Annotated in this window: 25 protein-coding genes; 9 read left to right on the top strand and 16 right to left on the bottom strand. The window is 32.9% G+C overall.

The window, feature by feature from the left end; all coding sequences use genetic code 11:
* Genes PBN93_RS10055 through mraZ form a run of 11 tightly spaced genes read right to left on the bottom strand, consistent with a single transcriptional unit; the run spans position 1 to position 12,064 of the window.
* The gene (locus PBN93_RS10055; protein ID WP_077407094.1) at positions 1-720 is read right to left on the bottom strand and encodes a cell division protein FtsQ/DivIB; all 720 of its coding nucleotides are present in this window, start codon (positions 718-720) and stop codon (positions 1-3) included.
* Positions 717-2,063, bottom strand: a complete 1,347-nt coding sequence (gene murC, locus PBN93_RS10050) for a UDP-N-acetylmuramate--L-alanine ligase (RefSeq protein WP_271080564.1) — start codon at positions 2,061-2,063, stop codon at positions 717-719. The genes PBN93_RS10055 and murC overlap by 4 nt, the downstream gene beginning before the upstream one ends.
* Positions 2,060-3,151, bottom strand: coding sequence for an undecaprenyldiphospho-muramoylpentapeptide beta-N-acetylglucosaminyltransferase (murG, locus tag PBN93_RS10045; protein WP_271080563.1), 1,092 nt, complete (start codon positions 3,149-3,151; stop codon positions 2,060-2,062). The genes murC and murG overlap by 4 nt, the downstream gene beginning before the upstream one ends.
* Positions 3,138-4,331, bottom strand: a complete 1,194-nt coding sequence (locus tag PBN93_RS10040) for an FtsW/RodA/SpoVE family cell cycle protein (RefSeq protein ID WP_077407103.1) — start codon at positions 4,329-4,331, stop codon at positions 3,138-3,140. The genes murG and PBN93_RS10040 overlap by 14 nt, the downstream gene beginning before the upstream one ends.
* A gap of 18 nt (positions 4,332-4,349) precedes the next feature.
* The gene (gene murD / locus PBN93_RS10035; protein ID WP_077407106.1) at positions 4,350-5,684 is read right to left on the bottom strand and encodes a UDP-N-acetylmuramoyl-L-alanine--D-glutamate ligase; all 1,335 of its coding nucleotides are present in this window, start codon (positions 5,682-5,684) and stop codon (positions 4,350-4,352) included.
* On the bottom strand, positions 5,685-6,908 hold the full coding sequence (mraY, locus tag PBN93_RS10030; RefSeq protein WP_077407109.1) for a phospho-N-acetylmuramoyl-pentapeptide-transferase: 1,224 nt from the start codon (positions 6,906-6,908) through the stop codon (positions 5,685-5,687).
* 25 nt (positions 6,909-6,933) lie between these two features.
* Positions 6,934-8,397 carry a UDP-N-acetylmuramoyl-L-alanyl-D-glutamate--2,6-diaminopimelate ligase gene (locus PBN93_RS10025; RefSeq protein WP_077407112.1) on the bottom strand — a complete coding sequence of 488 codons (1,464 nt, stop codon included), beginning with the start codon at positions 8,395-8,397 and terminating at the stop codon, positions 6,934-6,936.
* Positions 8,394-10,400, bottom strand: coding sequence for a penicillin-binding protein (locus tag PBN93_RS10020; RefSeq protein WP_077407115.1), 2,007 nt, complete (start codon positions 10,398-10,400; stop codon positions 8,394-8,396). Before PBN93_RS10020 ends, PBN93_RS10025 begins: the two co-directional genes overlap by 4 nt.
* Positions 10,400-10,717 carry an FtsL-like putative cell division protein gene (locus PBN93_RS10015; protein WP_013621583.1) on the bottom strand — a complete coding sequence of 106 codons (318 nt, stop codon included), beginning with the start codon at positions 10,715-10,717 and terminating at the stop codon, positions 10,400-10,402. The genes PBN93_RS10020 and PBN93_RS10015 overlap by 1 nt, the downstream gene beginning before the upstream one ends.
* Positions 10,717-11,613 carry a 16S rRNA (cytosine(1402)-N(4))-methyltransferase RsmH gene (gene rsmH, locus PBN93_RS10010; RefSeq protein ID WP_271080562.1) on the bottom strand — a complete coding sequence of 299 codons (897 nt, stop codon included), beginning with the start codon at positions 11,611-11,613 and terminating at the stop codon, positions 10,717-10,719. The genes PBN93_RS10015 and rsmH overlap by 1 nt, the downstream gene beginning before the upstream one ends.
* Complete coding sequence (gene mraZ / locus PBN93_RS10005; RefSeq protein WP_013621581.1) at positions 11,600-12,064, bottom strand: division/cell wall cluster transcriptional repressor MraZ; 465 nt, start codon at positions 12,062-12,064, stop codon at positions 11,600-11,602. Before mraZ ends, rsmH begins: the two co-directional genes overlap by 14 nt.
* Before the next feature lie 239 nt (positions 12,065-12,303).
* On the opposite strand from mraZ, the gene PBN93_RS10000 reads away from it, so the two are divergent.
* Together PBN93_RS10000 and yihA are read left to right on the top strand one after the other, a co-directional pair.
* Complete coding sequence (locus tag PBN93_RS10000) at positions 12,304-13,068, top strand: alpha/beta fold hydrolase (protein WP_271080561.1); 765 nt, start codon at positions 12,304-12,306, stop codon at positions 13,066-13,068.
* Positions 13,069-13,091: 23 nt separating this feature from the next.
* Complete coding sequence (gene yihA / locus PBN93_RS09995; protein ID WP_077407126.1) at positions 13,092-13,712, top strand: ribosome biogenesis GTP-binding protein YihA/YsxC; 621 nt, start codon at positions 13,092-13,094, stop codon at positions 13,710-13,712.
* 3 nt (positions 13,713-13,715) lie between these two features.
* Here the strand turns inward: yihA and PBN93_RS09990 are convergent, their stop codons facing one another.
* Complete coding sequence (locus PBN93_RS09990; RefSeq protein WP_245799651.1) at positions 13,716-14,114, bottom strand: GTPase; 399 nt, start codon at positions 14,112-14,114, stop codon at positions 13,716-13,718.
* A gap of 87 nt (positions 14,115-14,201) precedes the next feature.
* Here PBN93_RS09990 and PBN93_RS09985 point away from each other — a divergent pair, with 87 nt between their 5' ends.
* The 3 genes from PBN93_RS09985 to PBN93_RS09975 all read left to right on the top strand — a co-directional run bounded on the left by PBN93_RS09985 (position 14,202) and on the right by PBN93_RS09975 (position 17,573).
* Positions 14,202-14,513, top strand: coding sequence for a hypothetical protein (locus tag PBN93_RS09985; protein ID WP_077407129.1), 312 nt, complete (start codon positions 14,202-14,204; stop codon positions 14,511-14,513).
* A gap of 68 nt (positions 14,514-14,581) precedes the next feature.
* On the top strand, positions 14,582-16,978 hold the full coding sequence (locus tag PBN93_RS09980; protein ID WP_271080560.1) for a TonB-dependent receptor: 2,397 nt from the start codon (positions 14,582-14,584) through the stop codon (positions 16,976-16,978).
* 19 nt (positions 16,979-16,997) lie between these two features.
* Entirely contained in the window at positions 16,998-17,573 is a 576-nt protein-coding gene (locus tag PBN93_RS09975) for a type 1 periplasmic binding fold superfamily protein (RefSeq protein WP_271080559.1), read from the top strand.
* A 73-nt stretch (positions 17,574-17,646) separates the two neighbouring features.
* Here PBN93_RS09975 and gldC read toward each other — a convergent pair whose 3' ends face one another.
* A complete protein-coding gene (gene gldC / locus PBN93_RS09970; protein WP_077407138.1) occupies positions 17,647-17,982 on the bottom strand; it encodes a gliding motility protein GldC in 336 nt (111 codons plus the stop codon).
* The gene (gene gldB / locus PBN93_RS09965) at positions 17,983-18,948 is read right to left on the bottom strand and encodes a gliding motility lipoprotein GldB (RefSeq protein ID WP_077407140.1); all 966 of its coding nucleotides are present in this window, start codon (positions 18,946-18,948) and stop codon (positions 17,983-17,985) included.
* A gap of 96 nt (positions 18,949-19,044) precedes the next feature.
* On the opposite strand from gldB, the gene nadE reads away from it, so the two are divergent.
* The 3 genes from nadE to PBN93_RS09950 all read left to right on the top strand — a co-directional run bounded on the left by nadE (position 19,045) and on the right by PBN93_RS09950 (position 21,917).
* The gene (gene nadE / locus PBN93_RS09960) at positions 19,045-19,833 is read left to right on the top strand and encodes an NAD(+) synthase (RefSeq protein WP_077407143.1); all 789 of its coding nucleotides are present in this window, start codon (positions 19,045-19,047) and stop codon (positions 19,831-19,833) included.
* Positions 19,834-20,004: 171 nt separating this feature from the next.
* Positions 20,005-20,634, top strand: a complete 630-nt coding sequence (locus PBN93_RS09955) for a response regulator (RefSeq protein WP_077407146.1) — start codon at positions 20,005-20,007, stop codon at positions 20,632-20,634.
* Positions 20,635-20,810: 176 nt separating this feature from the next.
* Positions 20,811-21,917 carry an MBL fold metallo-hydrolase gene (locus PBN93_RS09950; RefSeq protein ID WP_271080558.1) on the top strand — a complete coding sequence of 369 codons (1,107 nt, stop codon included), beginning with the start codon at positions 20,811-20,813 and terminating at the stop codon, positions 21,915-21,917.
* Positions 21,918-21,939: 22 nt separating this feature from the next.
* Here PBN93_RS09950 and dnaG read toward each other — a convergent pair whose 3' ends face one another.
* On the bottom strand, positions 21,940-23,913 hold the full coding sequence (gene dnaG, locus PBN93_RS09945; protein WP_077402206.1) for a DNA primase: 1,974 nt from the start codon (positions 23,911-23,913) through the stop codon (positions 21,940-21,942).
* Between the two features lie 210 nt (positions 23,914-24,123).
* On the opposite strand from dnaG, the gene PBN93_RS09940 reads away from it, so the two are divergent.
* Positions 24,124-24,549: a hypothetical protein gene (locus tag PBN93_RS09940; RefSeq protein WP_077402203.1), complete on the top strand. Its 426-nt coding sequence runs from the start codon at positions 24,124-24,126 to the stop codon at positions 24,547-24,549.
* Positions 24,550-24,708: 159 nt separating this feature from the next.
* Here PBN93_RS09940 and PBN93_RS09935 read toward each other — a convergent pair whose 3' ends face one another.
* Positions 24,709-25,773 (bottom strand): hypothetical protein, encoded by a 1,065-nt coding sequence (locus tag PBN93_RS09935; RefSeq protein ID WP_077402200.1) that lies wholly within the window; start codon positions 25,771-25,773, stop codon positions 24,709-24,711.
* Positions 25,774-25,866: the final 93 nt, after the last annotated feature.

Below are 25,866 nucleotides of genomic sequence, written 5' to 3'. Positions count from 1 at the left end.
TTAAATTTTGGTACACACTACTTGATTATTGTACTCTAAACTAACAGCTTTATAACTACCTAAAGCTTTATCTTTTATTGCTTTACTATAAAAAGCTTTGTAATTATTAAACTTAGCTTTTAAATTTTCTACCTTACCTAAATTAACTACATAATCCTCTAACCTAAGCTTAAGCTGAAAATCGTTTTCATCTGCAATATGAATACCAATAATATTTTTCTTTAAAAAATCATCAGAATTAATAAAATTCAAAAAAGCAAAGCAATTTTGAAGGCTATTATCTGTAATTTTTCCAGTAATAATTGGCACTCTTGCAGAGTGGTTACTAGATAAAGGCATACGCTTACCCTCGTCATCCAAATAAAAATTTGAATTTCCTTGAATACGCCCTATTGGTTTACGTTGTACAATTTTAGATATAAGTTCCCCATTTACAGTAAGATAAACCTGAGCACTCTTCACCATTTTATTGGCTTCTAAAACCTTTTCTACTTTATTCAAAACTAGCGCATCTTTTGGCACGTTTGTAAGACTTCCCAAATTTTGTATTAACAATTTATTAACCATCTGTTGAGTTATAAACAAATTGTCTTCACCTAAAAACTCAACTTTAGTTTTTACTATTTTTTTAGATTGATGTCTAACACCTGTAAAAGCATACACTCCTAATAACAAGAGCAACAGAAATACCAATTTTATGTAGTTCCAGTTTACTTTCATTTTGCAAAAGCGTTTTTAATATTATCAATCTCCTGTCCTATATCACCAGCTCCCATTACTACTAACACCTCTGGATTTTGTTTTTTTAACTCAGCAATTAATTCTTTTTTAGAACATATTTTTTTATTTGGATTATTTATTTTACCCAACAACCATTCAGAAGTAACTCCCTCTATTGGCTCTTCTCTAGCCGGATAAATATCTAACAAAATAATGCTTTGAAATTGCGATAAACTAGCTGCAAAATCATTTATAAAATCTTTTGTTCTAGAAAATAAATGTGGCTGAAAAACGGCAACTGTATTTTTATCTGGATGCATTTCAGACACCGCATTATATACCGCATTTATTTCTGTAGGATGATGCGCATAATCATCTATAAACACAAAATCTTCATTTTTAATACGGTATGAAAATCTACGTTGCACCCCTTTAAATGTTCCTAAAGCAGCAGCAACTACCTCTGGAGATTTACCAGCTTCTAAAGCCATTGCAAAAGCAACCAATCCGTTTAATAAATTATGTCTCCCTGGTTTGCTAAATTTTACTCCGTTTATAACAGAATCTGGCGTTTTTATATTAAAAACATAAGAGCCATTTTTTATTTGCACATCTGTAATGCAAAAATCAGAGTCATCTTCAATTCCGTATGTGATACCATCTAATGGCAAACCGTTACGCACAAACAATTTTCCGTTAGCTTCTAATTTGTTTGTATAAGCAATAAACGCATCTTTTAAATCGTCTCCAGTACCATAAATATCTAAATGATCTGCATCTATAGAAGTTATACAAGCCACGTTGGGAGAAAGTTGCAAAAAGGATCTATCAAACTCATCTGCTTCCACAACAGAATAATCTGTGCCCTCTAACAAAAAATTACTGTTAAAATCTTCTGATATACCTCCTAAAAATGCCGTTATTGGTGTACCTGTAGCGTGTAGCAAATGTGCTAAAATACTAGATGTTGTAGTTTTACCGTGCGTACCTGCAACGCCAAAACAAAATGTATTTTTAGTAATAATCCCTAAAACTTCAGAACGCTTTTTTACCGAAAAACCATTGGACAAATAGTAATTTAACTCCGTATGGTTTTTAGGCATTGCTGGCGTATAAACCACCAAAGTATTGTTTATGTTTTTATAGTATTCTGGTATAAGATCTACATTGTCATTGTAATGTATTTCTATACCAGATGCTGCAAGCTCTTTAGTTAAAGGCGTTTCGGTTTTATCATAACCAGCAACTTCTTTCCCAATAAATTTAAAATAGCGAGCCAAGGCAGACATTCCAATGCCACCAATACCCAAAAAGTAAACGCTATGTATATTTTTTAAATTCATTTTTTTAATAACTTTTGCACCTCTAAAGCAATGTTTTTTGTTGCATTTGGTAGTGCTTGCTTTTTTATATTTTTAGCTAACTCTAGCTGTTTTTCTTTATCTTGAAACAAATCTGTAAAAACAGTCTTAAAATTATCTTGTAACTCTTTTTCTCTAATTAAAATGGCAGCATTTTTATCTGCGTACGCTAAGGCATTTTTTGTTTGATGATCCTCTGCAACATTAGGAGACGGTATAAAAATAACCGGCTTACCAACAATACTTAATTCTGACACAGAACCAGCACCAGCCCTAGATATTATTACATCTGCAGCAGCGTATGCGTAATCCATTTTATTTAAAAAATCGAACACCAAAACATTTTCATTCTGACACTCTTTATATTCCTCATAATATAACTTACCACATTGCCAAATAACCTGTACTCCCAAAGATTTAAATAATGGCAACTGCTCTTTAATAAGCACATTAATTCTTCTGGCTCCCAGACTACCACCCAAAACAAGCAAAACTGGCTTATCCTGTTTTAATCCAAAAAACTCCAAAGCTTCTTGTTTAGAAACCTTCATTTCTACCAAGTCTTTACGAACAGGATTACCTGTTTTTATAATTTTATTAGCAGGAAAAAAACGCTCCATAGCATCATAAGCAACACAAATTTTTTGAACCTTACCAGATAATAATTTATTGGTAATACCTGCATATGAGTTTTGCTCTTGCAACACACAAGGAATATTTTTACCAGCAGCAACGCGTAATAGTGGTCCGCTTGCAAAGCCACCTGTACCTATAACTGCGTTAGGTTTAAACTTTTTTATAATTTTGTTGGACTTATACAAACTGCTAACAACCTTTAAGGGAAATAGCATATTTTTAAGTGTTAACTTACGCTGTAAACCAGAAATCCACAGTCCTTCTATATTGTAACCAGCTTGTGGTACTTTTTCCATTTCCATACGGTCCTTGGCACCAACAAATAAAAACTCAGCATCCGGATACATTTCCTTTAGCTGATTAGCTATTGCTATGGCCGGATATATATGTCCGCCTGTACCACCTCCAGATAATATAAATTTATAATTGCCCACTTAAAACATCTAAAGGGTTAGACTCATCTACAACTTGTTTTTCTTTTGCTGGATTTTTGTTACTTGCACTAAGCACAATGCCTATTGCCAAACACGTCATCCAGATAGACGTACCTCCACTACTTATTAATGGTAAGGTTTGCCCAGTTACAGGAAATAATTCTACTGCTACTGCCATATTTATAAACGCCTGAAAAACTATTGGTAATCCAACACCCACTACCAACAACTTACCAAACACTGTAGGATTTGCATTTGCAACCACCACAATCCTAAATAATAGTAATAAGTAAAAAAACATTACTACCAAACCACCAACTAAACCATATTCCTCTACAATAATTGCATAAATAAAATCTGATGAACTCTGTGGCAAAAAGTTTTTTTGCACACTTTTACCAGATCCTTTACCCAAAATACCACCAGATGCTATTGCTATTTTTGCACGTTCTATTTGGTAATCTTCACTGGTGTCTTCTCCATTTATAAAATTTGCTATTCTGTTTTCCCAAGTGTCAATTCTGTTATCAAACAAATCCGGTACTGCCTTAGCTACTAGAATAAATAATGCTAAACAAGCCAAACCTGTACCAACTATACCTAATAAATATTTAAAAGGATAACCACCTAAAAATGTAAGTGTAAGCACCATAAAAAATATAATTGCAGCTGTAGAAAAATTGGCAGGTAAAATTAACACTACAACTAAAAAGACAGGTACCCATAGCGGAAGAATAGACTCCTTAAACGTTACCACTTTATTTTTAATTTTAGCCAAATATCTAGCAACATAAATCATTAAAACAACAGCCGCTAAAGTTGATGTTTGGAAAGAAAAACCAACAAACGGAATATTTATCCACCTACTTGCATTTGCCCCACCAATAGTTTTACCTTGCGCTAATGTATACCCCAAAAGTAACAGCACAATTGGCATAGCAATAATAGACAAACCTTTAAAAAAGTGCATTGGTATTTTATGAACACCGTAAATAATACCAAAACCAAGCAATAACAAAAAAGCATGCTTTATTAGGTGACTTACAGCAGTACCATTACCAACCACATATACTAAATTACTACTAGCACTGTAAACTGGTAAAAACGAAAATAATGCCAATAGCGCAACAATGCCCCAAATAGCCTTATCCCCTTTTATATTTTTAAAATAACTTAACACTATATTTTACACTATTAATTATAAACTTTTTACAGCTGCTTTAAATTGATTACCTCTATCTTCATAATTCTCAAACAAATCAAAACTAGCACAAGCGGGAGATAATAACACAGTATCTCCACGTTGACCTATTTTATAAGCCATTTTTACAGCTTCATTCATACTTTTAGTTTCTACTAACAGATCTACAACATTACCAAACTCTTCAATAATTTTAGAGTTATCTACTCCTAAACAAATAATAGCTTTTACTTTTTCTCTAACTAACGGCATTAACGACTTGTAATCATTTCCTTTATCTACACCACCAACAATCCATACGGTAGCAGATTTCATACTTTCTAATGCGTAATATGTTGCATTAACATTAGTTGCTTTAGAGTCATTTACATAATGTACATGAGCAATTTTTAAAACACTCTCTAAACGATGAGCTGCACCCTGAAAATTTTCTATACTAGCCCTAATAGTAGCTTTTCTTATGTTTACTAATTTAGAAGCTGCCGAAGCTGCCATTGTATTTTTTAAATTGTGTTTACCTTCTAAAGCTAAGTTATCTGTTGCCATCTCTATTGTATTATTTTGGGTCGTTATATGTATTTTATTATTCTTTAAACAAGCACCTTCTTCAAGTTCTTTTTTTATTGAAAAGGGTATTAATTTTGATTTTACTGGGTGATTCTCTAGCCAACTTACAAGCACTTCATCATCTGCGTCATAAATTAAATAGTCATCTTCTGTTTGGTTTTCTGCTATTCTAAATTTTGATGCGATATAGTTATCAAACTCATAATTATACCTATCTAAATGATCTGGCGTAATGTTAGTTATAATGGCTATGTGCGGTTTAAAATCTACAATACCGTCTAATTGAAAACTACTAATCTCTAACACATAGTAGTCAAAGTTATTTTCTGATACCATTTTAGCGTAGCTATCACCAATATTACCAGCCATACCAACGTGCAAACCTTCTTCTTTTAAAATATGGTTTACCATCATTGTTGTGGTAGTTTTACCGTTACTACCCGTTATACCAATTATTGTAGCATCTGTATATTTGCTTGCAAATTCTATTTCAGAAATTACAGGAACACGTAACGCTAATAATTTTTGCACAAGAGTTACCTTGTCTGGTATACCAGGGCTTTTCATAACCAAATCTGCATTTAAAATTTTAGATTCTGTATGCTGTTCTTCTTCCCAGTCTATCTCAAAATGTTTAAGAACTTTTTTATATTCTTCTTTAATTTTTCCTTTATCAGACACAAACACCTTGTATCCTTTTTTTATTCCTAAAAGTGCTGTTCCTACACCACTTTCTCCACCACCAAGAATGACTAACCTCTTCACCTATCTTACTTTTAAGGTTACAAAAGTTACAATTGCTAAAATGATGCTTACCACCCAAAAACGGGTTACTATTTTACTTTCATGATATCCTTTTTTCTGGTAATGATGGTGCAGTGGCGCCATTAAAAATATACGCTTACCCACACCAGATATTTTTTTTGTGTACTTAAAATAACCTACCTGTAGCATTACAGAAATGGACTCTGCAAAGAAAATTCCGCATAAAACAGGAATTATTAACTCTTTCCTAACAATTATAGCAATAACCGCAATTACGCCTCCAATAGTTAAACTACCAGTATCTCCCATAAAAACACTTGCCGGATAAGCATTGTACCATAAAAAACCAATAAGCGCACCTACAAAAGCAGCTATAAAAACTACCAATTCTCCAGATCTAGGAATAAACATAATATCTAAATAATCTGAAAAAATTATATTTCCAGATACCCAAGCAAAAATACCAAGCGTAAAAACTATAATGGCCGATGTACCAGCAGCTAAACCATCTATACCATCTGTTAAATTAGCTCCGTTAGACACAGCAGTTACAATAAAAATTACAATAGGAATAAATATTAACCAAGCGTAATCTTCTGCGCCATCACCCATCCAAGAAATAAGACTGGTATAGTCTAACTCATTATTTTTTACTAACGGCACAGTGGTAGCCATAGATTTAATTTCTGGCACAGCAACTGGTGCTACTACAGATCCTTTAGTTGCTATACCTGCAATTGCATTTTCTTTAATAGTTACGCCAGGATGAAAATAAAGAGTACAACCTACTATTAAACCAAGCACAACTTGACCTAGAATTTTAAATTTTCCTTTTAACCCTTCTTTATCCTTTTTAAATATTTTTATATAGTCATCAACAAAACCAATAACACCCATCCAAAGCATTGTTACTATTAATAGTAAAATGTAAACGTTATCTAACTTAGCAAACAATAAAACAGGAATTAAAGTAGCCATAATAATAATTAAGCCTCCCATTGTTGGTGTACCCGCTTTTTGTTTTTGTCCGTCTAAACCTAAATCCCTAACCGTTTCTCCTATCTGCTTTTTTTGAAGAAAAAGAATAATTTTTTTACCGTAAACAGTAGCTATTAACAAAGACACAATTATTGCCATAGCAGCTCTAAACGTGATAAACTGAAACAGACTTGCTCCAGGCAATTGATACTCATTTTCTAAAAACTCAAATAAATAGTATAACATATATTGTGTGTTGTATAACTAGCTTTTACTTTTCTAAACTTGTTAGTAATTGTTTTACAATTTTATAATCGTCAAAATCTATGCGCACACCATTAGTTTCTTGGTATGTTTCATGACCTTTACCTGCTATTAAAATAATATCTTTAGGTTGTGCTAACTGACAAGCCGTTTTTATGGCCTGCTCTCTATTTTCTATTGTTAACACCTTGCGCGTATTTTGTGCTTCTACACCAGCCTCTACTTCCCTTAAAATTTCTGAAGGAGATTCAGTCCTTGGATTATCTGATGTAAAAACAACTTTTGTACTCATTTCTGAAGCAATATGACCCATAACCGGACGTTTTGACTTGTCTCTGTCGCCACCACACCCCACAACGGTGATAACGTCTTCATTTCCTGTCCTCAATGCATTGATAGTGTTCAGTACATTTTTTAAAGCATCCGGAGTATGAGCATAATCTACTATAGCTGTAATATTATTACTAGAAATGTAATATTGAAATCTTCCGTCTACGTTTTCTAATTCGCTTAAAAGACGTAAAATTTCCATTTTTTCTAATCCTAACAATTGTGCAGTTGCATATATTGCAAGCATATTGTAGGCGTTAAAATCTCCAATTAATTTAGACCAAAGCTCATTATCATCAATCTTTAGCAATTGTCCGCTAAATTGGTTTTCTAATATTTGAGCTCTAAAATCTGCGTATGTTTTTAATGCGTATGTCTGTTTTTTTGCCTTTGTATTCTGCAACATAACAGCACCGTTTTTATCATCTATATTAGTTAATGCCCAAGCTGATTTTGGTAAACCATCAAACAACAATTTTTTAGTATCTCTATATTCAGCAAAAGTTTTGTGATAATCTAAATGATCATGAGATAAATTAGTGAAAATTGCACCTTCAAAAACTAAACCTTCTATCCTTTTTTGATGAATACCGTGAGAACTAACTTCCATAAAACAAAACTCAACTCCGACTTCACTCATTTCTGCCAAAGACTTATTTATGGTTATTGCATCTGGAGTAGTATGTGTTGCCTTAACCTCTTTATCATCTATCATTATTTTAATGGTTGACAACAAACCTACTTTATAACCTGCCTTTTTAAATAATTGATACAACAAGCTGCTAATAGTGGTTTTACCATTAGTGCCAGTTACACCAACTAGTTTTAAATTTTTAGACGGCGTACCGTAAAAATTAGAAGCCATTATTGCCAAGGCAGCATTACCATTTTTTACTTGTACATATGTAATACCATTAACCAGGTTAACTGGCATAGTTTCACATATTATAGCATTTGCACCAGCATTTAAAGCGGTATCTATATAACTATGACCATCTACAAGTGTTCCTTTTACAGCTACAAACACATCATCTAACCCTACTTTTCTAGAGTCAAAACATATAGCATTAACCATAGTATCTGTAGTGCCATTTACAGCAACAATACCTACACCGTATAATATGTCTTTTAATAATTTCACGATAATTCTAACGTTATTTTAGACACTCCGTTTACAGCTGTTCCCTGAGCCACAGATTGTGCTTTTACTTTTCCGTTCCCTTTAACTACTACCTTTATACCCATATTCTCTAAAAGAGATACAGCATCCATACCACTCATTCCTTTTACATTAGGAACCGTTCTGTATTTTTTTTGAACACTTTTATAGTAAGCTTCATAATCTCCATTTAACTTTTTACTACTAACCGCCAAACCTTTAACTATATCTGTTTTTGGTGATGTAGCATATATTTTATGTGCCACAGACTTAAATACAGGCCCAGCAACATCTGCTCCATAAAAACCCGCTTTTTTATCTGGGTCATGCACTACCACAATACAAGAATATTTTGGTTCATCTGCCGGAAAATAACCCGCAAAAGAGGATATATACTGTAATTTATTTGGATCTTTAGCCACATAGTTTTTTTGAGCCGTACCTGTTTTACCTGCCATTGAAAAATTAGGCGAATACAATTTATGCCCCGTTCCTTTTTTACTCTCTACCACATTTTTTAATAAAGCCTGTACTTTTTTAACAGTTTCCTTGGAGCATATAGACGGATTTATAACCTCTTTATCAAACTTATAAATAGTTTTATTCCACTCTTTCACCTCTTTTATTAACCTTGGCCTTACCATTTCCCCACCGTTAGCAATAGCATTATAAAAAGTTAATGTTTGCAGTGGCGTTAAAGACACCTCATACCCGTGAGACATCCAAGCTAATGAAATACCAGACCAACCTTTATCTCCCGGATACCTAATAACAGGTTTTCCTTCACCCTTAATTGGCAAACCCAAATCTCGGTTTAAGTTCATTTCCATTAAACGGTCTACAAATTTTTCTGGATTATTTTTATACCCATTATGTATAACCTTAGCAAACGCTGTGTTTGAAGAATACTCAAATGCCTTTCCAAAAGAAATTTTACCGTAACCACCCCATTTAGAGTCGCGTACTGTTCTGTCGTATATTTTCCAACGTCCATTTTCTGTATCAACAACCGTACTGGTGTCTATAATTTTATCTTCTAATGCAGCTACCATAGACACTAACTTAAATGTTGACCCAGGCTCAGAAGACTCTCCTACCGCATAGTTAAGACGCTCATAATATGTATTGTTTTTAGTACGACCCAGGTTAGATATTGCTTTTACCTCACCGGTAGCAACTTCCATTACAATTACACAACCATGATCTGCATTGTATTTCTCTAACTGACCCAACAAGGCGTGGTGAGCTATATCTTGTATATTAATATCTATTGTAGAAACAACATCATAACCATCTTTTGGCTCCACATCATTATCTGGTCCAATAGGTTTCCACTGTCCTTTTGCTATTTTCTGCTTTAAACGTCTACCCTCTTCACCTCGCAGATACTCACCAAAAGCACCTTCTAAACCAACTCTAGTATAATGCCCTTCATCATCTACACGCTCATAACCAACACTACGCTCTGCTATTTTACCTAACGGATGCTCACGCACAGTTTTTTGCTCAACAATAAGTCCACCTCTATTAGGTCCTTTTTCAAATAGCGGAAATTTTTTAATTTTTATGTAATCAGAATAATCTAAGTTACGCGCAATAAGTTTATACCTATTTTTATTAGACCTTGCTTTTCTTAATAGTTGCTGGTAATAAGATGAAGGTTTCTGAAACATTTTACCCAAAGCATCAGACAATGGTTTTATGTTATCATTAAAATCGGAGTTACGTACTGTTACAGCATCAAACCTAATAGTATACTTATTTACAGATGTAGCCAACAAGCTACCATCATCAGAAATTAAATTACCTCTATTAGGTTCAATTACAAAAACACGCTCTGTACGGTCCATTGCCAGTTTACGATATTTATCACCATCTACTACTTGTATGCTAACTAGCTTTACAGCCACAGCAATAGCAAACAGAAACAGAAAGCCTGCAACTATATACAAACGAGTTAATATGTTTTTTTCTGATGTAGCCACTACTTAACTGGTATTACTCTTATTTTTTTTGGTGGTGTCTCTGACGGGTACAAATCCCTTTTTTTCACCTCTTCTACAATTGAAGATTCTAGCTTAAGCTCCTGCAAATTAGAGCGCCCATCTAAAAACTGGCTACGCAACTCTTTTACCTCTTCACTTAAAGCCGCAATTTTATGCACTTTAGCATCTGCACTATGCGCACTAGCTATCATTAAAGCAGCTAAAAAAGATGCAAACAGGATAAACATCCAATTTTTAGGAGCATCACCACTCACTAAAAACTTTCCTTTTAATATGTCTAACAATCCTTTTCTCATTACTTACGCTCTGCAATTCTTAATTTTGCACTTCTTGCCCTGTTGTTTAGCGCAATTTCATCCTTAGACGGCACTATTAAACCACCCACTTTTTTAAACGGCACATCTACATTACCATAAAAATCTTTCTCTGGCTCGCCCTCAAACTTACCAGCTCTTATATACCTTTTAACCAACCTATCTTCTAAAGAATGGTAACTTATTAAACTTAACCTACCACCAACTTCCAACAAATCGTTAGTTTGCTCTAAAAATTCTTTAATAACTTGTATCTCTTGGTTAACCTCTATACGAATTGCCTGGTATATTTGAGCCAAAATTTTATGCTCTTTAAAAGCTGGCAAAAACTTTTTTAACACCTGCTTTAACTGATCTGTAGTTTTTATTTCTCCTTGCTGCCTATAATCTACAATAGTATTTGCCATAGCATTAGCATTTCTTAAATCGCCATACTGAAACAACACTTTTCTTAAATCATCATACTCATAATTATTAACCACATCAAAAGCAGAAACTGTGTTTTTCTGACTCATTCTCATATCCAAATCAGCATCAAAACGAGTAGAAAACCCTCTTTCTGCCTTATCAAATTGATGAGAAGAAACCCCAAAATCACCTAAAATCCCATCGACCTTGCGAATTCCATGAAATTTCAAAAATTGACGTATATACCTAAAATTTTCATTAATTAATAAAAACCTATCATCATCTAAAGCATTAGCAAGCGCATCTTCATCTTGATCAAAACCAATAAGCCTACCTTTTTCTCCAAGCCTACTCAAAATTTCTCTAGAGTGTCCTCCGCCACCAAAAGTAACATCAACATACACTCCGTCTTCCTTAATACTTAGTCCATCTACAGACTCCTTTAACAAAACTGGATTATGATAACTCATCTTCTTCACCTCCCATTACTTCTTCTGCCAAATCCGCAAAATTCTCTGCGTCTTCCTCAATTACTTTTTCATAACTATCTTTATCCCAAATTTCAATAATATTTATAGCAGAACTTAAAACCACATCTTTGGTAATATTTGCTATTTCTACTAAATTTTTCGGAATTAATAAACGCCCTGTGGCATCTAACTCTACAATTTTAACCCCTGCAGAAAAACGTCTAATAAAGTCGTTGTTCTTCTTTTTAAAGCGGTTTTTCTTGTTCATCTTCTCCATTAGAAGATTCCATTCTTCCATAGGATACAACTCTAAACAAGGCTGAAAAACAGAACGTTTTATAACAAAACCTTTATTTAGAACACTGGCCATCTGACTCTTAAGAGCTGAGGGTACCATTACCCTGCCCTTAACGTCTGCTTTGCACTCGTATGTTCCTATGAAGTTTACCATTTAAAATCAGCTGAATTTTAAAACTGATATCAAAGATAAAAAATATTACCACAATTTACCACTAAATACCACATTGTTAATAAGTTTCCCCACATTAAACACCACTTTTAGACTAACAACCTAAAAAACAGGATGTAATGTGGTGGTAGAAATCTAAATTTATCTACAAAAAAGAATGACGATTCTTTTTATGGAAATGCCTATATTTGCTACTTAATAGCATAAGAGCTATCCTATTAATGGAAGAAAAGATTATTACAGAAGGCAAATACAGATATATAGAGATTGGGGAAGGAACACCACTAATTATTTTACACGGATTAATGGGTGGATTGAGTAATTTTCAAGGTGTTATGGAACACTTTCCTGCAAAAGGATACAAAGTTTTAGTACCAGAATTACCTATATACGACAAACCTCTACTAAAAACTACTGTAAAAAGTTTTGCGAAATTTGTACAAGAATTTATTACCCATAAAGGGCTAAAAGACGTTATTTTACTAGGCAACTCTTTAGGTGGACATATAGGTTTATTACACACTAAATTATACCCAGAGACTGTAAAGGCATTAGTTATAACAGGCAGCTCTGGTTTATACGAAAGCGCAATGGGAGATGGCTACCCAAGAAGGGGTGATTATGAATTTATAAAGAAAAAAGCACAAGATGTTTTTTATGACCCTGAGGTTGCCACAAAAGAAATAGTAGACGAAGTATTTGCTACCGTAAACGACCGTATTAAATTGGTAAAAACATTAGCAATTGCCAAAAGTGCTATAAGACATAATATGGCCAAAGACTTACCAAATATGCACACACCAACCTGTATTATTTGGGGTGAAGATGACACCGTTACTCCACCAGATGTAGCCAATGATTTTAATAAACTATTACCAGACTCTGATTTATATTGGATTAAAAAATGCGGGCACGCTCCAATGATGGAACACCCAGATGAGTTTAATACTATACTAGAAAACTGGCTACAAAAACGTAGTTTGTAAGCCCAAACCTAAAAACACTTATTTTGAAAATAAAATCTGCCAGCTTTGTAATGAGTAACTCTAACGTAAAGTCTTGCCCAAGCGAGCCTTTGCCAGAGTATGCTTTTATTGGCAGATCTAACGTAGGTAAATCTTCCTTAATAAATATGTTAATGCAACGCAAGAGTTTAGCAAAAACATCTGGAAGACCAGGAAAAACACAATTGATAAATCATTTTAAAATTAATGAAAATTGGTTTTTAGTAGATTTACCAGGTTATGGCTATGCACGTGTTTCTAAAAAAGAGAAAAAAACATTTCAGAAATACATTACCGACTACTTTAAAGAAAGAGTACAGCTTGTTTGTGCCTTTGTTTTGGTTGATATACGCCACGAACCACAAAAAGTTGATTTAGAATTTTTAGAGTGGATGGGAGAAAATCAAATTCCGTTTGCCCTAATTTTCACCAAAGCAGATAAACTAAAACCACAGGTAATACAAAAACAAGCAGACAACTACATTAATGCATTACTAGAAGGTATTTGGGAAGACGCTCCCCAATACTTTATAACATCATCTGCAAATAACTTGGGCAGAGAAGATGTTTTAGAGTTTATAGACGGTATTAACGAAGAATTTTTTAAAGCAACAGCTGCTAAATAAAAATTACAACTTAGCCTTTATAGTAGCAATTAGCTCCACAGAATTTTTTAAATCATTTAGTTCGTCCGCAGCAATAAGCGGTGTAAGCTCTCCTTTTTCCTTTTTAAAAATAACTGGCAACGTAGTATTTACAAACTCATTACCAACAAATTTCTTTTTAAATTCATCTTTGTGTAAAAACTGAAGTTCCAAATTATTCGTACTTCTAAATTTTTTCCAAACATTATCCTCTGTAAAAACACCAAAAGTAATATTACACAAATTACAATTATAAGTAGAAGGGCTAAATATTTTATGGGCGCTATCTAACATTGCATTACCTATACCGGATTTAGCATTATAAACAAATATAATTTCTTGAATCATTACTATTTTTAAAAGTTGGTCTAAACTTATTTGCATTACTTATCTTTAAAACAATTAATATTTTGTTAATTTTACCAGATACAATTTTTATTGCATTTTAAAAAAAGTATTTTCGCAAAACGTATGAAGCTGAAAGAAATTACATTATCGGTTTTTAGCGTAGTAATGATTGGGTTTCTGTTACTTGGATCTCAAAACATACACACGCTAAGCTACCACGCTGATGACGATGGCACTGCCATTGTACATTGTGAGCAGTGTGATTTTATTTTTACCAACAACCATACTTCCTTTACAAACTATAGTTTTACAACTATTGTAACGCCATATATTTTTACCGGAACTAAAGCTAAAACCGTAACTAATTACAAAAAGCCTAAGGTTAAAAATACAGTTACACCTAAGCATTTAAACAAGCCTCCACCAGCTGTTTAACCCTACACTAAACACTGCTTTTTTTATACAACAAAAAAGCACCTAATTATTTACACAAAAATATTATTATGCGCTATACGCTAACAATACTATGTATTATAGTTTGTCAGTCTTTTGTATTTAGCCAAGATTGTTCTAATATTCTTTTAGGAGAAGTAATAGACTTTCATGACAAAGAACCATTAGCAGACGCTATTATACAAGTAAGAGGAAACAAGAAGCAAGTATATTCTGATGAGTTTGGAAAGTTTACTCTAAAAAATTTATGCAACGGCATTATAGAGTTAGAAATATCTCACCCAGAATGCAGTACAAGATTTGTAACAGTAGAAATTTATGGCAACACCCATAAAAAAATAACCTTAGAACATCATTTAGAAGAGTTAAATGAAGTTAAGGTTACGGGCTCTACCATTAAAGAAACCAATTCTGCACAAGAAAAAACAATAAAAACAGAGGAGCTAGAACGTTTTGGCAGCAACAATTTGGGTGATGCGCTTAAACAAATAAACGGAGTATCTAGCTTAAACACAGGTTCAAATATTGTAAAACCTATAATACAAGGTTTAGGAGGCAGTAGAGTACTTATACTTAATAATGGTACTCGTATGCAAGATATGGAATGGGGTGCAGAACACGCACCAAACATAGATATTAATGCAGCCAACAAAGTTACAGTTGTAAAAGGTGCTGCCGCATTAAAATATGGTGGTGATGCTATTGGAGGTATTATTTTACTAGACCAAAATAGAATACCTAAAAAAGATACTATTTACGGCAAAACACTTATAAATGGAGTGTCTAACGGAAGAGGTGGAAACATTTCTACCGAACTTACAAAAGCATATGAAAATGGTTTTTATATTAAAGGACAAGCGTCTTACAAAAAACTGGGTGATGCTGAAGCTCCTAATTATATTTTGTCTAACACAGGAGTTTCTCAATTTGGAGCTAGCATAGATTTTGGAAAACTTGGTTTTGAAAGTGGCTGGAGTACCCACTACTCCTACTTTGATACAAACATTGGTATTTTAAGTGCATCTCATATAGGTAATGTAGACGATTTAATTACCGCGATTAATAGTGATGAACCAAGTAAAATAAGCGACTTTACCTATAACATTAAAGAGCCTAGACAACACGTTAAACATCATTTAGGAAAACTTAAATATTACAAGCGATTTGAAGGTTTAGGAAAATTAAACTTACAATATGACATACAACAAAACCATAGGTTTGAGTATGATATACGTGTTGGTGACGACAAAGGAAAAGCCTCTTTAGATCTTAAGCTTACAACACAAACACTTGCTGCAGATATAAATATTGATGCTTTTGAAAAGCAAAAATTTTCTTTTGGGATTCTAGGTAGATATCAAGAAAATTTTCCTAATCCAGAAACTGGAGTACGTCGTTTAATTCCTGACTACGAAAAAGTAGATTTTGGAGTTTTTGCTACTACAGAATATAAATTTTCTGATGCTACTACTCTAGATGCGGGTATTAGGTATGATTACAGTAAAATTGATGCTCAAAAGTTTTACATAACTTCTAGGTGGGAAGAACGTGGTTATGATGAAGATTATAGCGATATAGTTGTTAGTGATCGTGGCACTCAGCTTTTAGTAAACCCTAAATTTAACTACCATAATTTTTCTGCATCTGCAGGCTTAAAACATAGATTTAGCAATGAAAATCAGTTTAGATTTAATTACTCCTTAGCACAACGTGCTCCAAATCCAGCTGAATTATTTAGCGATGGTCTTCATCATTCGGCTGCACGAATTGAATTGGGCGATTTACGTATTAAGAGTGAAACATCGCACAGAATATCTGCAAGCCTAGGAAAAAACTCATACACATGGGGTTACGAGATTGAACCTTACTTAAATTTAATTAAAGATTTTATTTTAATAGAGCCAACAGGAATAGAATTCTCTTTACGCGGTGCATTTCCTGTGTGGGAATACAGACAAACCAATGCAAGTTTACTTGGCGTAGACGCATCTATCTTTAATAATTGGACAAACAATTGGAGAACAGATCATAAATTTTCTATAGTTAAGGGAAAAGACAAAACTAAAAATGAAGCTTTAATTAACATTCCTTCAGCTCGTTTACAAAACCAGATAACATTTACTAAACAAGAATGGAACAACTTTAATATTAGCTTACAAAGTGAATATGTATTTAAACAAAATGAATACATAGATAATATTATGGTATACTCACCACAACAAGACCAAGTAGTGGAACTAGATATAAACACACCACCAAGTGCCTACCATTTATTAAAATTAGATTCAGAAATTAAATTAAACTTAAAAAACAGCAAAGCACTAACTGTTGGTTTAGGTATAACCAATTTATTGAACACAGAATATAGAGACTACCTTAACAGACAACGTTATTTTACAGACGATTTGGGAAGGTCTTTTACACTTAGATTAAAATTAAATTACTAACACTAAAACAATTGACAAAATGATTAAAAGAAACACAATTTTAAAAAACATTAAAAAAGTAAGTTTAATTGCATTCTCTAGTATTGCTTTAATTTCTTGTTCTGATGATGACGATGCACCGGAAGAACAAAATGAAGAAGAAGTAATAACAACAGTAATAGTAAAACTTACACCACAAGGCGGAGGAACAGCAGTTACTCTAACATCTAAAGATGATGATGGCGCTGATGGCCCAAACGCTCCCGTAATTAGTGTTGAAAGCTTAGCAGCTAACACAACCTACAACGGTACTATTACATTACTTAACGAAACTGAAAGTCCTGCTGAAGATATTACACTAGAAGTTGAAGAAGAAGATGATGAGCACCAATTCTTTTATACTGTTTCTGGTGCTATTAGCGGTACAGATTACACAGATATGGATGAAGATGGCAACCCTGTAGGTATAACATTTACCCTTTCTACAGGAGATGCTGGCAATGCTACATTAGGCGTAACTTTAAGACACGAGCCTAAAAAACCTAACGATGGCTCTTTAGCAGACGCTGGAGGATCAACAGATGTAGATCAAACTTTTTCTCTTGAAGTAGAATAATTTACTTTTACGGTTAAAACTAAAAAAACTCCCAGATTTTTCTGGGAGTTTTTTTAATTTAATTAACGCATAATTATTTTTTAAGCTCTAGCTTATCTGCAAAATACTCGCAAAAGTCTTTCATAGTAGCAGTCATTTTTTCGTCTTGTGTAGCTTTATAAAAAGTATCAGACAAAGACACTAGTGTTTGATGAAAAAATACCTTCATTTCATCTACAGGCATATCTTTAGTCCATAAATCTATTTTTAAGGATTCTTGGTTTTTACTATCCCAAACAGATAAAAGCATTGCTTTTGCCTCTTCATTCTCTATTCCTCCGTCTTCTGCAGACCAATTTAAAGCCTCTGGCACTCTGTTTTCATCCAGACCAACAGTTAACTTAATTTCTGATGTATGTATTTTTGACATTTATCGTTTTGGTTTATAATTAGATTTTTTAAATATTTCCTCAGCAGGCAGCTGTAGCATTTGTTGCAAAGTTACATTATTATTATCCATAAAAGAACGCACAATTTGCCATCCTAAAAAACGTCCTAATCTTCCAGGCGACTCACTATCTAACTCCAACTGAAACTTAGAAAATGGTGCAGGATCTAAAAAACGCTTATTTAAATTTTTATCTGTACTATATAAATACTGGTTTTCAATAAAATTTCGCCAAATTGGCTCTTCATTAGCAAAAGCCCAATCTAAATCTTGCTGAGTATATTTTATTTTTACTGCATCATCTACAAAAGGTATTAGCTTATCTTTTACATATAACTCTTTTCCATAATATACCAGCTGCGCTAAAAAAGTTCTGTCGTTTGCCGGATAAGGCACAACTTTTTTTGCAAATGCATTAGCCACATCTGTAATTAAAAATTTTTTATCTAAACCCTCTGCTATGTAATTTTGTAATCCCTGATAAAACTTATGATCCTTACCTAAATAATTATCTAACCCAAGCAACAAAAGCTCATTTGTAAGTATAACAGGACTATTGTAATTCACATCAGATATTACTGTAACCACCTTAGGCTCTGATTCTTTTGGAAAATAATACTTCACATGTTTGTAAAACAATTCAAGGTCATTTTTCTGCTGTTTAAAGTCACCAAAAGCCACATTAACTTCTTTTAACAAAGATATTTGTAATGTATCTCTTAACTTTGCGACCCATAAACTATCCGGGTATTGCGCAGGAAATAAGTAAGGGTATTTTTCTTTTAATACAGGAATATCTACTGGTTTAGCATCAGCAATTTCCCTATCAAACCTAGCAATATCTAATGATACATTTACTTTGGCTATCTGTTTTGCCTCTTTAGATTCTTGTTTGCACCCATAAAAAAGGAAAAAAACAAGTAAAAAGATATAAAATGGTTGTTTCATTTAAAAGTAATTACAGTAACATTTTAATATTAAAATGTTAGCGTTTATTTTTACAGGATACAAAGTTAACAGTTTTCAACGTAATAAAGGAATTCTATGCAAACAGAAAAAGTAACAGACTATATTGTTAATTGGTTAAAAGATTATGCTACTAAAGCAAATATAAAAGGATTTGTAATTGGCATATCTGGCGGAATTGATTCTGCAGTAACATCTACCTTGTGTGCTAAGACAGGATTGGAACTGCTATGCTTAGAAATGCCAATACACCAGGCAGAGAGTCAAGTTACTAGAGCTAGTAAGCATATAGATTGGTTACAAAGTAATTTTAAAAACGTAAACAGGCAGCAAGTAAATTTAACTCCTGTTTTTGACAGCTTTATAGATACGCTACCAAGCGTAACCAATGAAGAAGAAAGATTTTTATCCTTAGCCAACGCAAGGGCAAGACTAAGAATGACTACTTTATATTATTTTGCAGGATTACACGGCTATTTAGTTGCAGGCACCGGTAATAAAGTTGAAGACTTTGGTGTAGGTTTTTACACCAAGTATGGAGATGGTGGAGTTGACCTTAGCCCTATTGCAGATTTAATGAAAAGTGAGGTTTATGATATAGCAAAATTTGCAGGTATTAATTCTGACATTATTAACGCCGCACCTACAGATGGTTTATGGGGTGATGACAGAACAGATGAAGACCAAATAGGAGCGTCATACCCTGAGCTAGAATGGGCAATGCTTGAAGATGCTAAGGGCAAATCTAAAAATGATTTTACAGGAAGAGAACAAGAAGTATTTATATTATACAAAAAACTAAACAATGCTAACCAGCACAAAATGAAACCAATACCAGTTTGCGACATTCCAAATGACTTAAAATAGTCAGTCATCGCAGATAATGTATTGTAAAACGAAAAAAAGTTAAATAATGGTAAATTCTAACAAAAAAGTATCATTTTTGTTGAACAAACATACAATTTAACCTTACATACTCTGTCAGAATTAATGTTGTGGAAGACAGATTATGCTTAAATTTAATTAAAACCAAAAAAAATGAAAACAGTATTTATTGCAGATAGTCACCCTGTTGTGCAAGTGGGCATTACGCAGATGTTGAGTGTTGAGACGGGCTTTAAAGTTATTGGCACTGCTAGAACTTCATCAGAACTTTTTGAAAAATTGGAAAATGAAACTCCAGACATCTTAATGTTAGAGATGGATTTCCCGGAAATAAACGGGATTGCTTGTTTAAGAAAAATGAAGAAGAATCATCCAGATGTTAAAGTACTTATGTACAGCGGACAGTCTGAAGATGTTTACGCTATTAGCTCTATTAGAGCTGGTGCACAAGGTTACTTATCTAAAAATGCAGATTTAGATTACATAGTAGCTGCATTAGAAAAAATTAGTGACGGTAAAATGTTTATCACCAATGAATTAGCACAAAGGCTAGCCTTTGATGAAGGAACACAAAAACCTAGAAGATTATTTAGAAAACTATCTACAAGAGAAATAGAAGTTTTAAAAATGCTTGCTAGCGGTAAAAGAAACAAAGATGTTGCATTAGGTCTTGGTTTAAACGAAAAAACCATTAGTACTTACAAGGCTCGTTTAATGAAGAAATTAAACGTAGACAATATGGTAGACTTATTACAACAAGCTAAAGCATTAGATATTTTCTAAGAAAATTAGTACGTATTAATAATAAAAAAAGCCAGCTAAAAGCTGGCTTTTTTTATTATTAATACAAATCTTAACTAAAACCCAAACTACCTATTACAATACAATTTGTTGTTTAATTTTGTAGCTTTTAAAAACTCACTATCAGCGGTATGCTAAAAAAAATACTTAAAAAAATAATGGTAACAATATTTACAATACTTATAGCATTAGTAATAGCCTATTTTTTATTTACTAATTTTTACCCAACATTTGGTGGTGATATTACCAAAGAGCGTAAAGAAATTTATAAAAAATCTGCTCAATACAAAAACAGCAAGTTTAACAACACTTTACCTGTACCCAAAGATTTAAGTTTTACACAAACACTATCATTAGCCTACAAATTTTTTACAACTAAAGTACCTGATGCTAGACCTAAAAAAGACTTAAATGTAAAAACAGTAGACTCTGTTGATATTGCAAATTACAACAAAGAATCTCGACTTTTTTGGTATGGTCACTCTTCTTTTCTATTACAAATTGAAGGTAAAAACATTCTTTTAGACCCAATGTTAGGTAAAGTTGCTGCTCCACATCCATTAATGGGGGCTAATAGATTTAATTCTAAATTCCCTATAGCATTAGAACAGCTTAATAAAATTGATGCTGTATTGTTTTCGCACGATCATTATGATCATTTAGATTATGAAACCATTTTAAAAATTAAAGACAAAGCCAAACACTTTTATGTACCGTTAGGTGTAGGTGTACATTTAGAAGCTTGGGGCGTAGCAAAAGATAAGATTACAGAATTAGATTGGTGGCAAAACACAAAACTAGACAACTTAACTTTTGTTTGTACTCCAGCACAACATTTCTCTGGACGTAAACTTAACAACAGCCAAAGCACACTTTGGAGCTCTTGGATAATAAAATCTAAACAAGATAACATTTACTTTAGTGGGGATAGTGGCTACTCCCCACACTTTAAAGAAATTGGAGATAAATACGGCCCTTTTGATATTGCCCTAATGGAATGCGGACAATACAACCAAATGTGGGCAGATATACATATGATGCCCGAAGAAACCGCACAAGCGGGCGTAGATGTGCAAGCCAAAAAAATTGTCCCGATACACTGGGCTGGCTTTAAATTAGCTTTACATAGCTGGACAGATCCTGTTACACGTGTAAAAGCAAAAGCTCTAGAATTAAACTTAGAGGTTCTAACCCCAGAAATTGGAGATGAAATTATAATAAAAGACGCTGTAAACAAAAGCACTAATTGGTGGGAGAACTATTAAAAATAATTACGTACTTATATAATTAAGACAGTACTCTGGCCAATTTTTTACCCAATAAAGAGTTTAGGTTTAGATAATTCATTATTTCTTGTAAAATTTCTGAATTATCTAGGCTTGGATCTTGAGTTTTTTCTTGCAGTTCTCCAATTCTCCTTTTTATAAGGTAACAGCGTAAAGTTAAAATGGTTTCACTAACCAACTGACCTATACTTACAGATTTTTCTTTAGGATATATTTCTTTACGCTCCCAATCATGTAAAATATATTTTTCTTCTTCCATTAAAATAGAAGAAATTTCGGAGACTAAATCTTGATCTAAACCACCAATAAACTTATTTGCCTCAAAATGTTCCTTTTCGTTTAGGTTCTCTATAAGCTTATAATAAATATCTCTAAACTTAGCATTAGTAAGCTCTATTTCATCTTCCTGTAAATCCAAATATATTTTCTCAAAAACACGCGCCTCTACAGTTTCTTTTTCTAAAATAAGTTCTCCTTTATCATCTTCTTTTAGTAGCAAATCATCAAACTGCTGAGTAGTATCCCCGTAAAGTAAAAGCAATTCTATTATCTTTTTTTCTAAAACATATTGTACATCTAACTTTTCTTGTACAACCTCATTTTTTACTACCTGAAAAGGTTTTTGCTCTTCTTTTTGTTTTTTAACCTCGTCTGCAATCTCCTTTTTACCTATCTGCGCTAACGTATTAAATAGTACAGATTCTGAAATATTCATTAACTGCGCGCACTCTTGTATGTAAATTTCTTTCTTAATCCTGTCTGGTATTTTAGAAATACTATTTACAATATCACGTACAGTTTCTGCTTTTTTTATTGGGTCGTTAGCTGTTTCTTTAATTAATAAGGAAGCTTTAAACTGTATAAAATCTTTAGAGTTACTTTCTAAATATTGATGAACTTCTTCTAAAGAGTTGTTTTTAGAAAAACTGTCTGGGTCTTCACCTTCAGGAAAAGTACAAACCCTAACATTCATACCCTGTTCAAGAATTAAATCTATACCTCGTAATGATGCTCGCAAGCCAGCCGCATCACCATCAAACAAAACAGTAATATTTTTTGTTAGTCTATTTATAAGTCTTATTTGGTCTGGAGTAAGTGCGGTACCACTAGAAGCAACAACGTTGTGTATACCTCTTTGATGAAATTGAATAACATCTGTATAACCTTCTACCAAATAACAATTGTCTTCTTTAGCTATAGACTGCTTAGCGTGGTAAATGCCATAAAGCACTTTACTTTTATGGTAAATATCACTCTCTGGAGAGTTTAAGTATTTAGCCGCTTTTTTATCGTTAGTTAAAATACGCCCCCCAAAACCTAACACTCTACCGCTCATAGACTGTATAGGGAACATTACGCGGCCTTTAAACCTATCAAACTTTCTGGCCTCTTTTCCTTCTTGCTGCTTAACAATTGTTAAACCTGTTTTTTCTAAATACTCTAACTTATACCCTTTATCTAAGGCAGTATTTGTAAAAGAGTCCCACTGATCTAAACAATAACCAAGACTAAACTTTTTAATGGTTTCATCTGTAAAACCGCGCTCTTTAAAATAACTTAGACCTATAGCCTTACCCAACTCACGTTCCCACAAAACTTCAGAAAAGTATTTTTGAGCATACTCAGACACCAAGTACATACTCTCTTTTTCATTTGCCTGCTCTTTTTGCTCATCAGTACGTTCGGTTTCTTCTATTTCTATATTATACTTTTTAGCCAAGTACTTTATAGCCTCTGGATACGTAAAATGTTCATGCTCCATTAAAAAAGCAACCACATTACCACCTTTTCCACTACTAAAATCCTTCCAAATTTGTTTTACAGGAGATACCATAAAACTTGGTGAACGCTCATCTGTAAACGGACTCAAACCTTTAAAGTTGGTACCTGATTTTTTTAACTGTACAAAATCGCCAATTACCTCCTCTAAACGAGCAGTTTCATAAACTTGGTCTATAGTAGATTTAGAAATCAATTTTTAAAAAATTTTAAATAAGAGGGTAAATATAATGAAACTAAATATCAAAAAAATAAACTATTCTAAAATAAGTGTTTTTACCGTTACCCCTGTTTTCAGGGTGTGTATTTAGGCTAGCCAAAGGGTAATTTAAATTCTATAATGGCCGCACCTTTGTAACATCAAAATTAAATAAACCAATATTAATCTAAAAAAAAATTAAAAATTATGAGCTGGGGAATTTCTTTAATATTATTAAGCATTTTAGCAGTACCGTCTTTATTACTTTCTAAAAAACCAAATGCAAAAGAACTACTAGAAAAAATTGAACCTTACCAAGGTTGGATTGGAATGGTGTTTTGCTTTTGGGGAATTTGGGGTATAGTTAGTGCTATTTTAACTATAGGCTGGTTAAGTACTTGGCCTATATTATGGATTACTTACTTAGTAGGTAACATTGTTACAGCTGCTTTAGGATTTATGTTAGGGTACGGACTAATTAACAAGTATGTATTATCTAAAAACGAAGCTGCCAAAGCAAAAGCTGAAGAAATGAGAGCTAAAATTGCTCCTAAACAAGGAAAATTAGGTTTAGTAGGACTTATATTGGGTGCTTGGATGATTGTTTCATCATTCTTATACGTGGTAGTCTAATAAAATTAACAATACTTATTTGGTTGATAAGGGTAAGAATCTTGACTAGTTTAAATTGTCTCCATAGTTTCCACTAGCTCAAGATTCTTCATTTATTTAAAAAATTTAAGTAAAAAGTCCTAAGCGCAATTGCTTAGGACTTTTTTTATGTTAATTAATTTACAAATCAAAACGCAAGCCAACAGAAATATTGTGTTGTTCTACTAACGCATCTTTAAATATTGGGTTTAAATCGTACTTAACATACAAGACAGTTTCTCCAAAACCAGCATAAGCACTTAAACCATAAATTAGATCTGATGTATTGTAGTCTCTCTTAAACTTATCTTTTACTTTTTCCCCATCTTCTTTATATTTAAGTTTTTGGCGAGTTCCAATATTAAATCCTCCATAAGCTCCAACTCCAATTCTTAATTTTTTATCCAAATAATAACGTAAAGTTTCCTCTGTTTCTTCTTTAGTAGATGGCCCAAACTCAAAATGTACAGGAAATACCAAGTTATCCATTCTAAGCTTTGCTTTGTCTAAATTAAAATCAAACTCCTGCAACTCTGTTTGTTTTCCGTTCTCTACAAAATATAAGTTATCATCTAATTTAAGACCATTAAACTGAAAAGAAAAACCGTAATGTAAACGTACAGCATTAGAATTTTTAAACAGTCTTGTTTTCCAATTAATTCCTATTTCAAAAAAACGACTACCACCTATTTTATAAGGAGAATCATCTAAAGATTGGCCATCTATAATTGCATTGTTTAAACCAACAGCCATTACAAGTTCAGACACAGTTCTAACATCATACTTAACTTCTTGCTTTTTTGTTTCACTGTAAAAAATAGATTTATCGTTAAATTTTATATCAAATACATCCATTTCAAATTTAGCACCTAAAGAGTCTAGAGCCACAACTTTGTCTGTACCATTACGCTGTAACAGTGCTATTTTATTATCTAAAATAGCTACCCTATTCTCTATATTTAAAGCTCTATTTTTAGCAGCTTCTGTTTTTAAATTTTGAGCTTCTTCAGCTGTGATTTCGTTTTTATTTAAACGCTTGGTTATAGCTTCTATTTCTGCTTTTAGAGCATCTTTTTCATAAATTCTAATTTGCTCTTTTTCTTTTAGTAAAAGATCTATTTTAGACTTAATTTCTTCTTGAGCAAATGAGATTTGCACACAAAAAACCGATATAATTAATAAAATGTAGTGTGTAGTTTTTTTCATAATAATTAAATTTTAGATGTGTTTTATTATTCCTCTAGCATATTGAGCACAATATGCCAGAAGAAAACCATAAAACTCTGATTGATGAATGTT

Origin of the sequence: Cellulophaga omnivescoria (assembly GCF_027915275.1) — a bacterium.
Lineage (GTDB): Bacteria > Bacteroidota > Bacteroidia > Flavobacteriales > Flavobacteriaceae > Cellulophaga > Cellulophaga omnivescoria.
The sequence above is the reverse complement of the archived record's forward strand: the minus strand, read 5'-3'. Positions and strand labels throughout refer to the sequence as shown.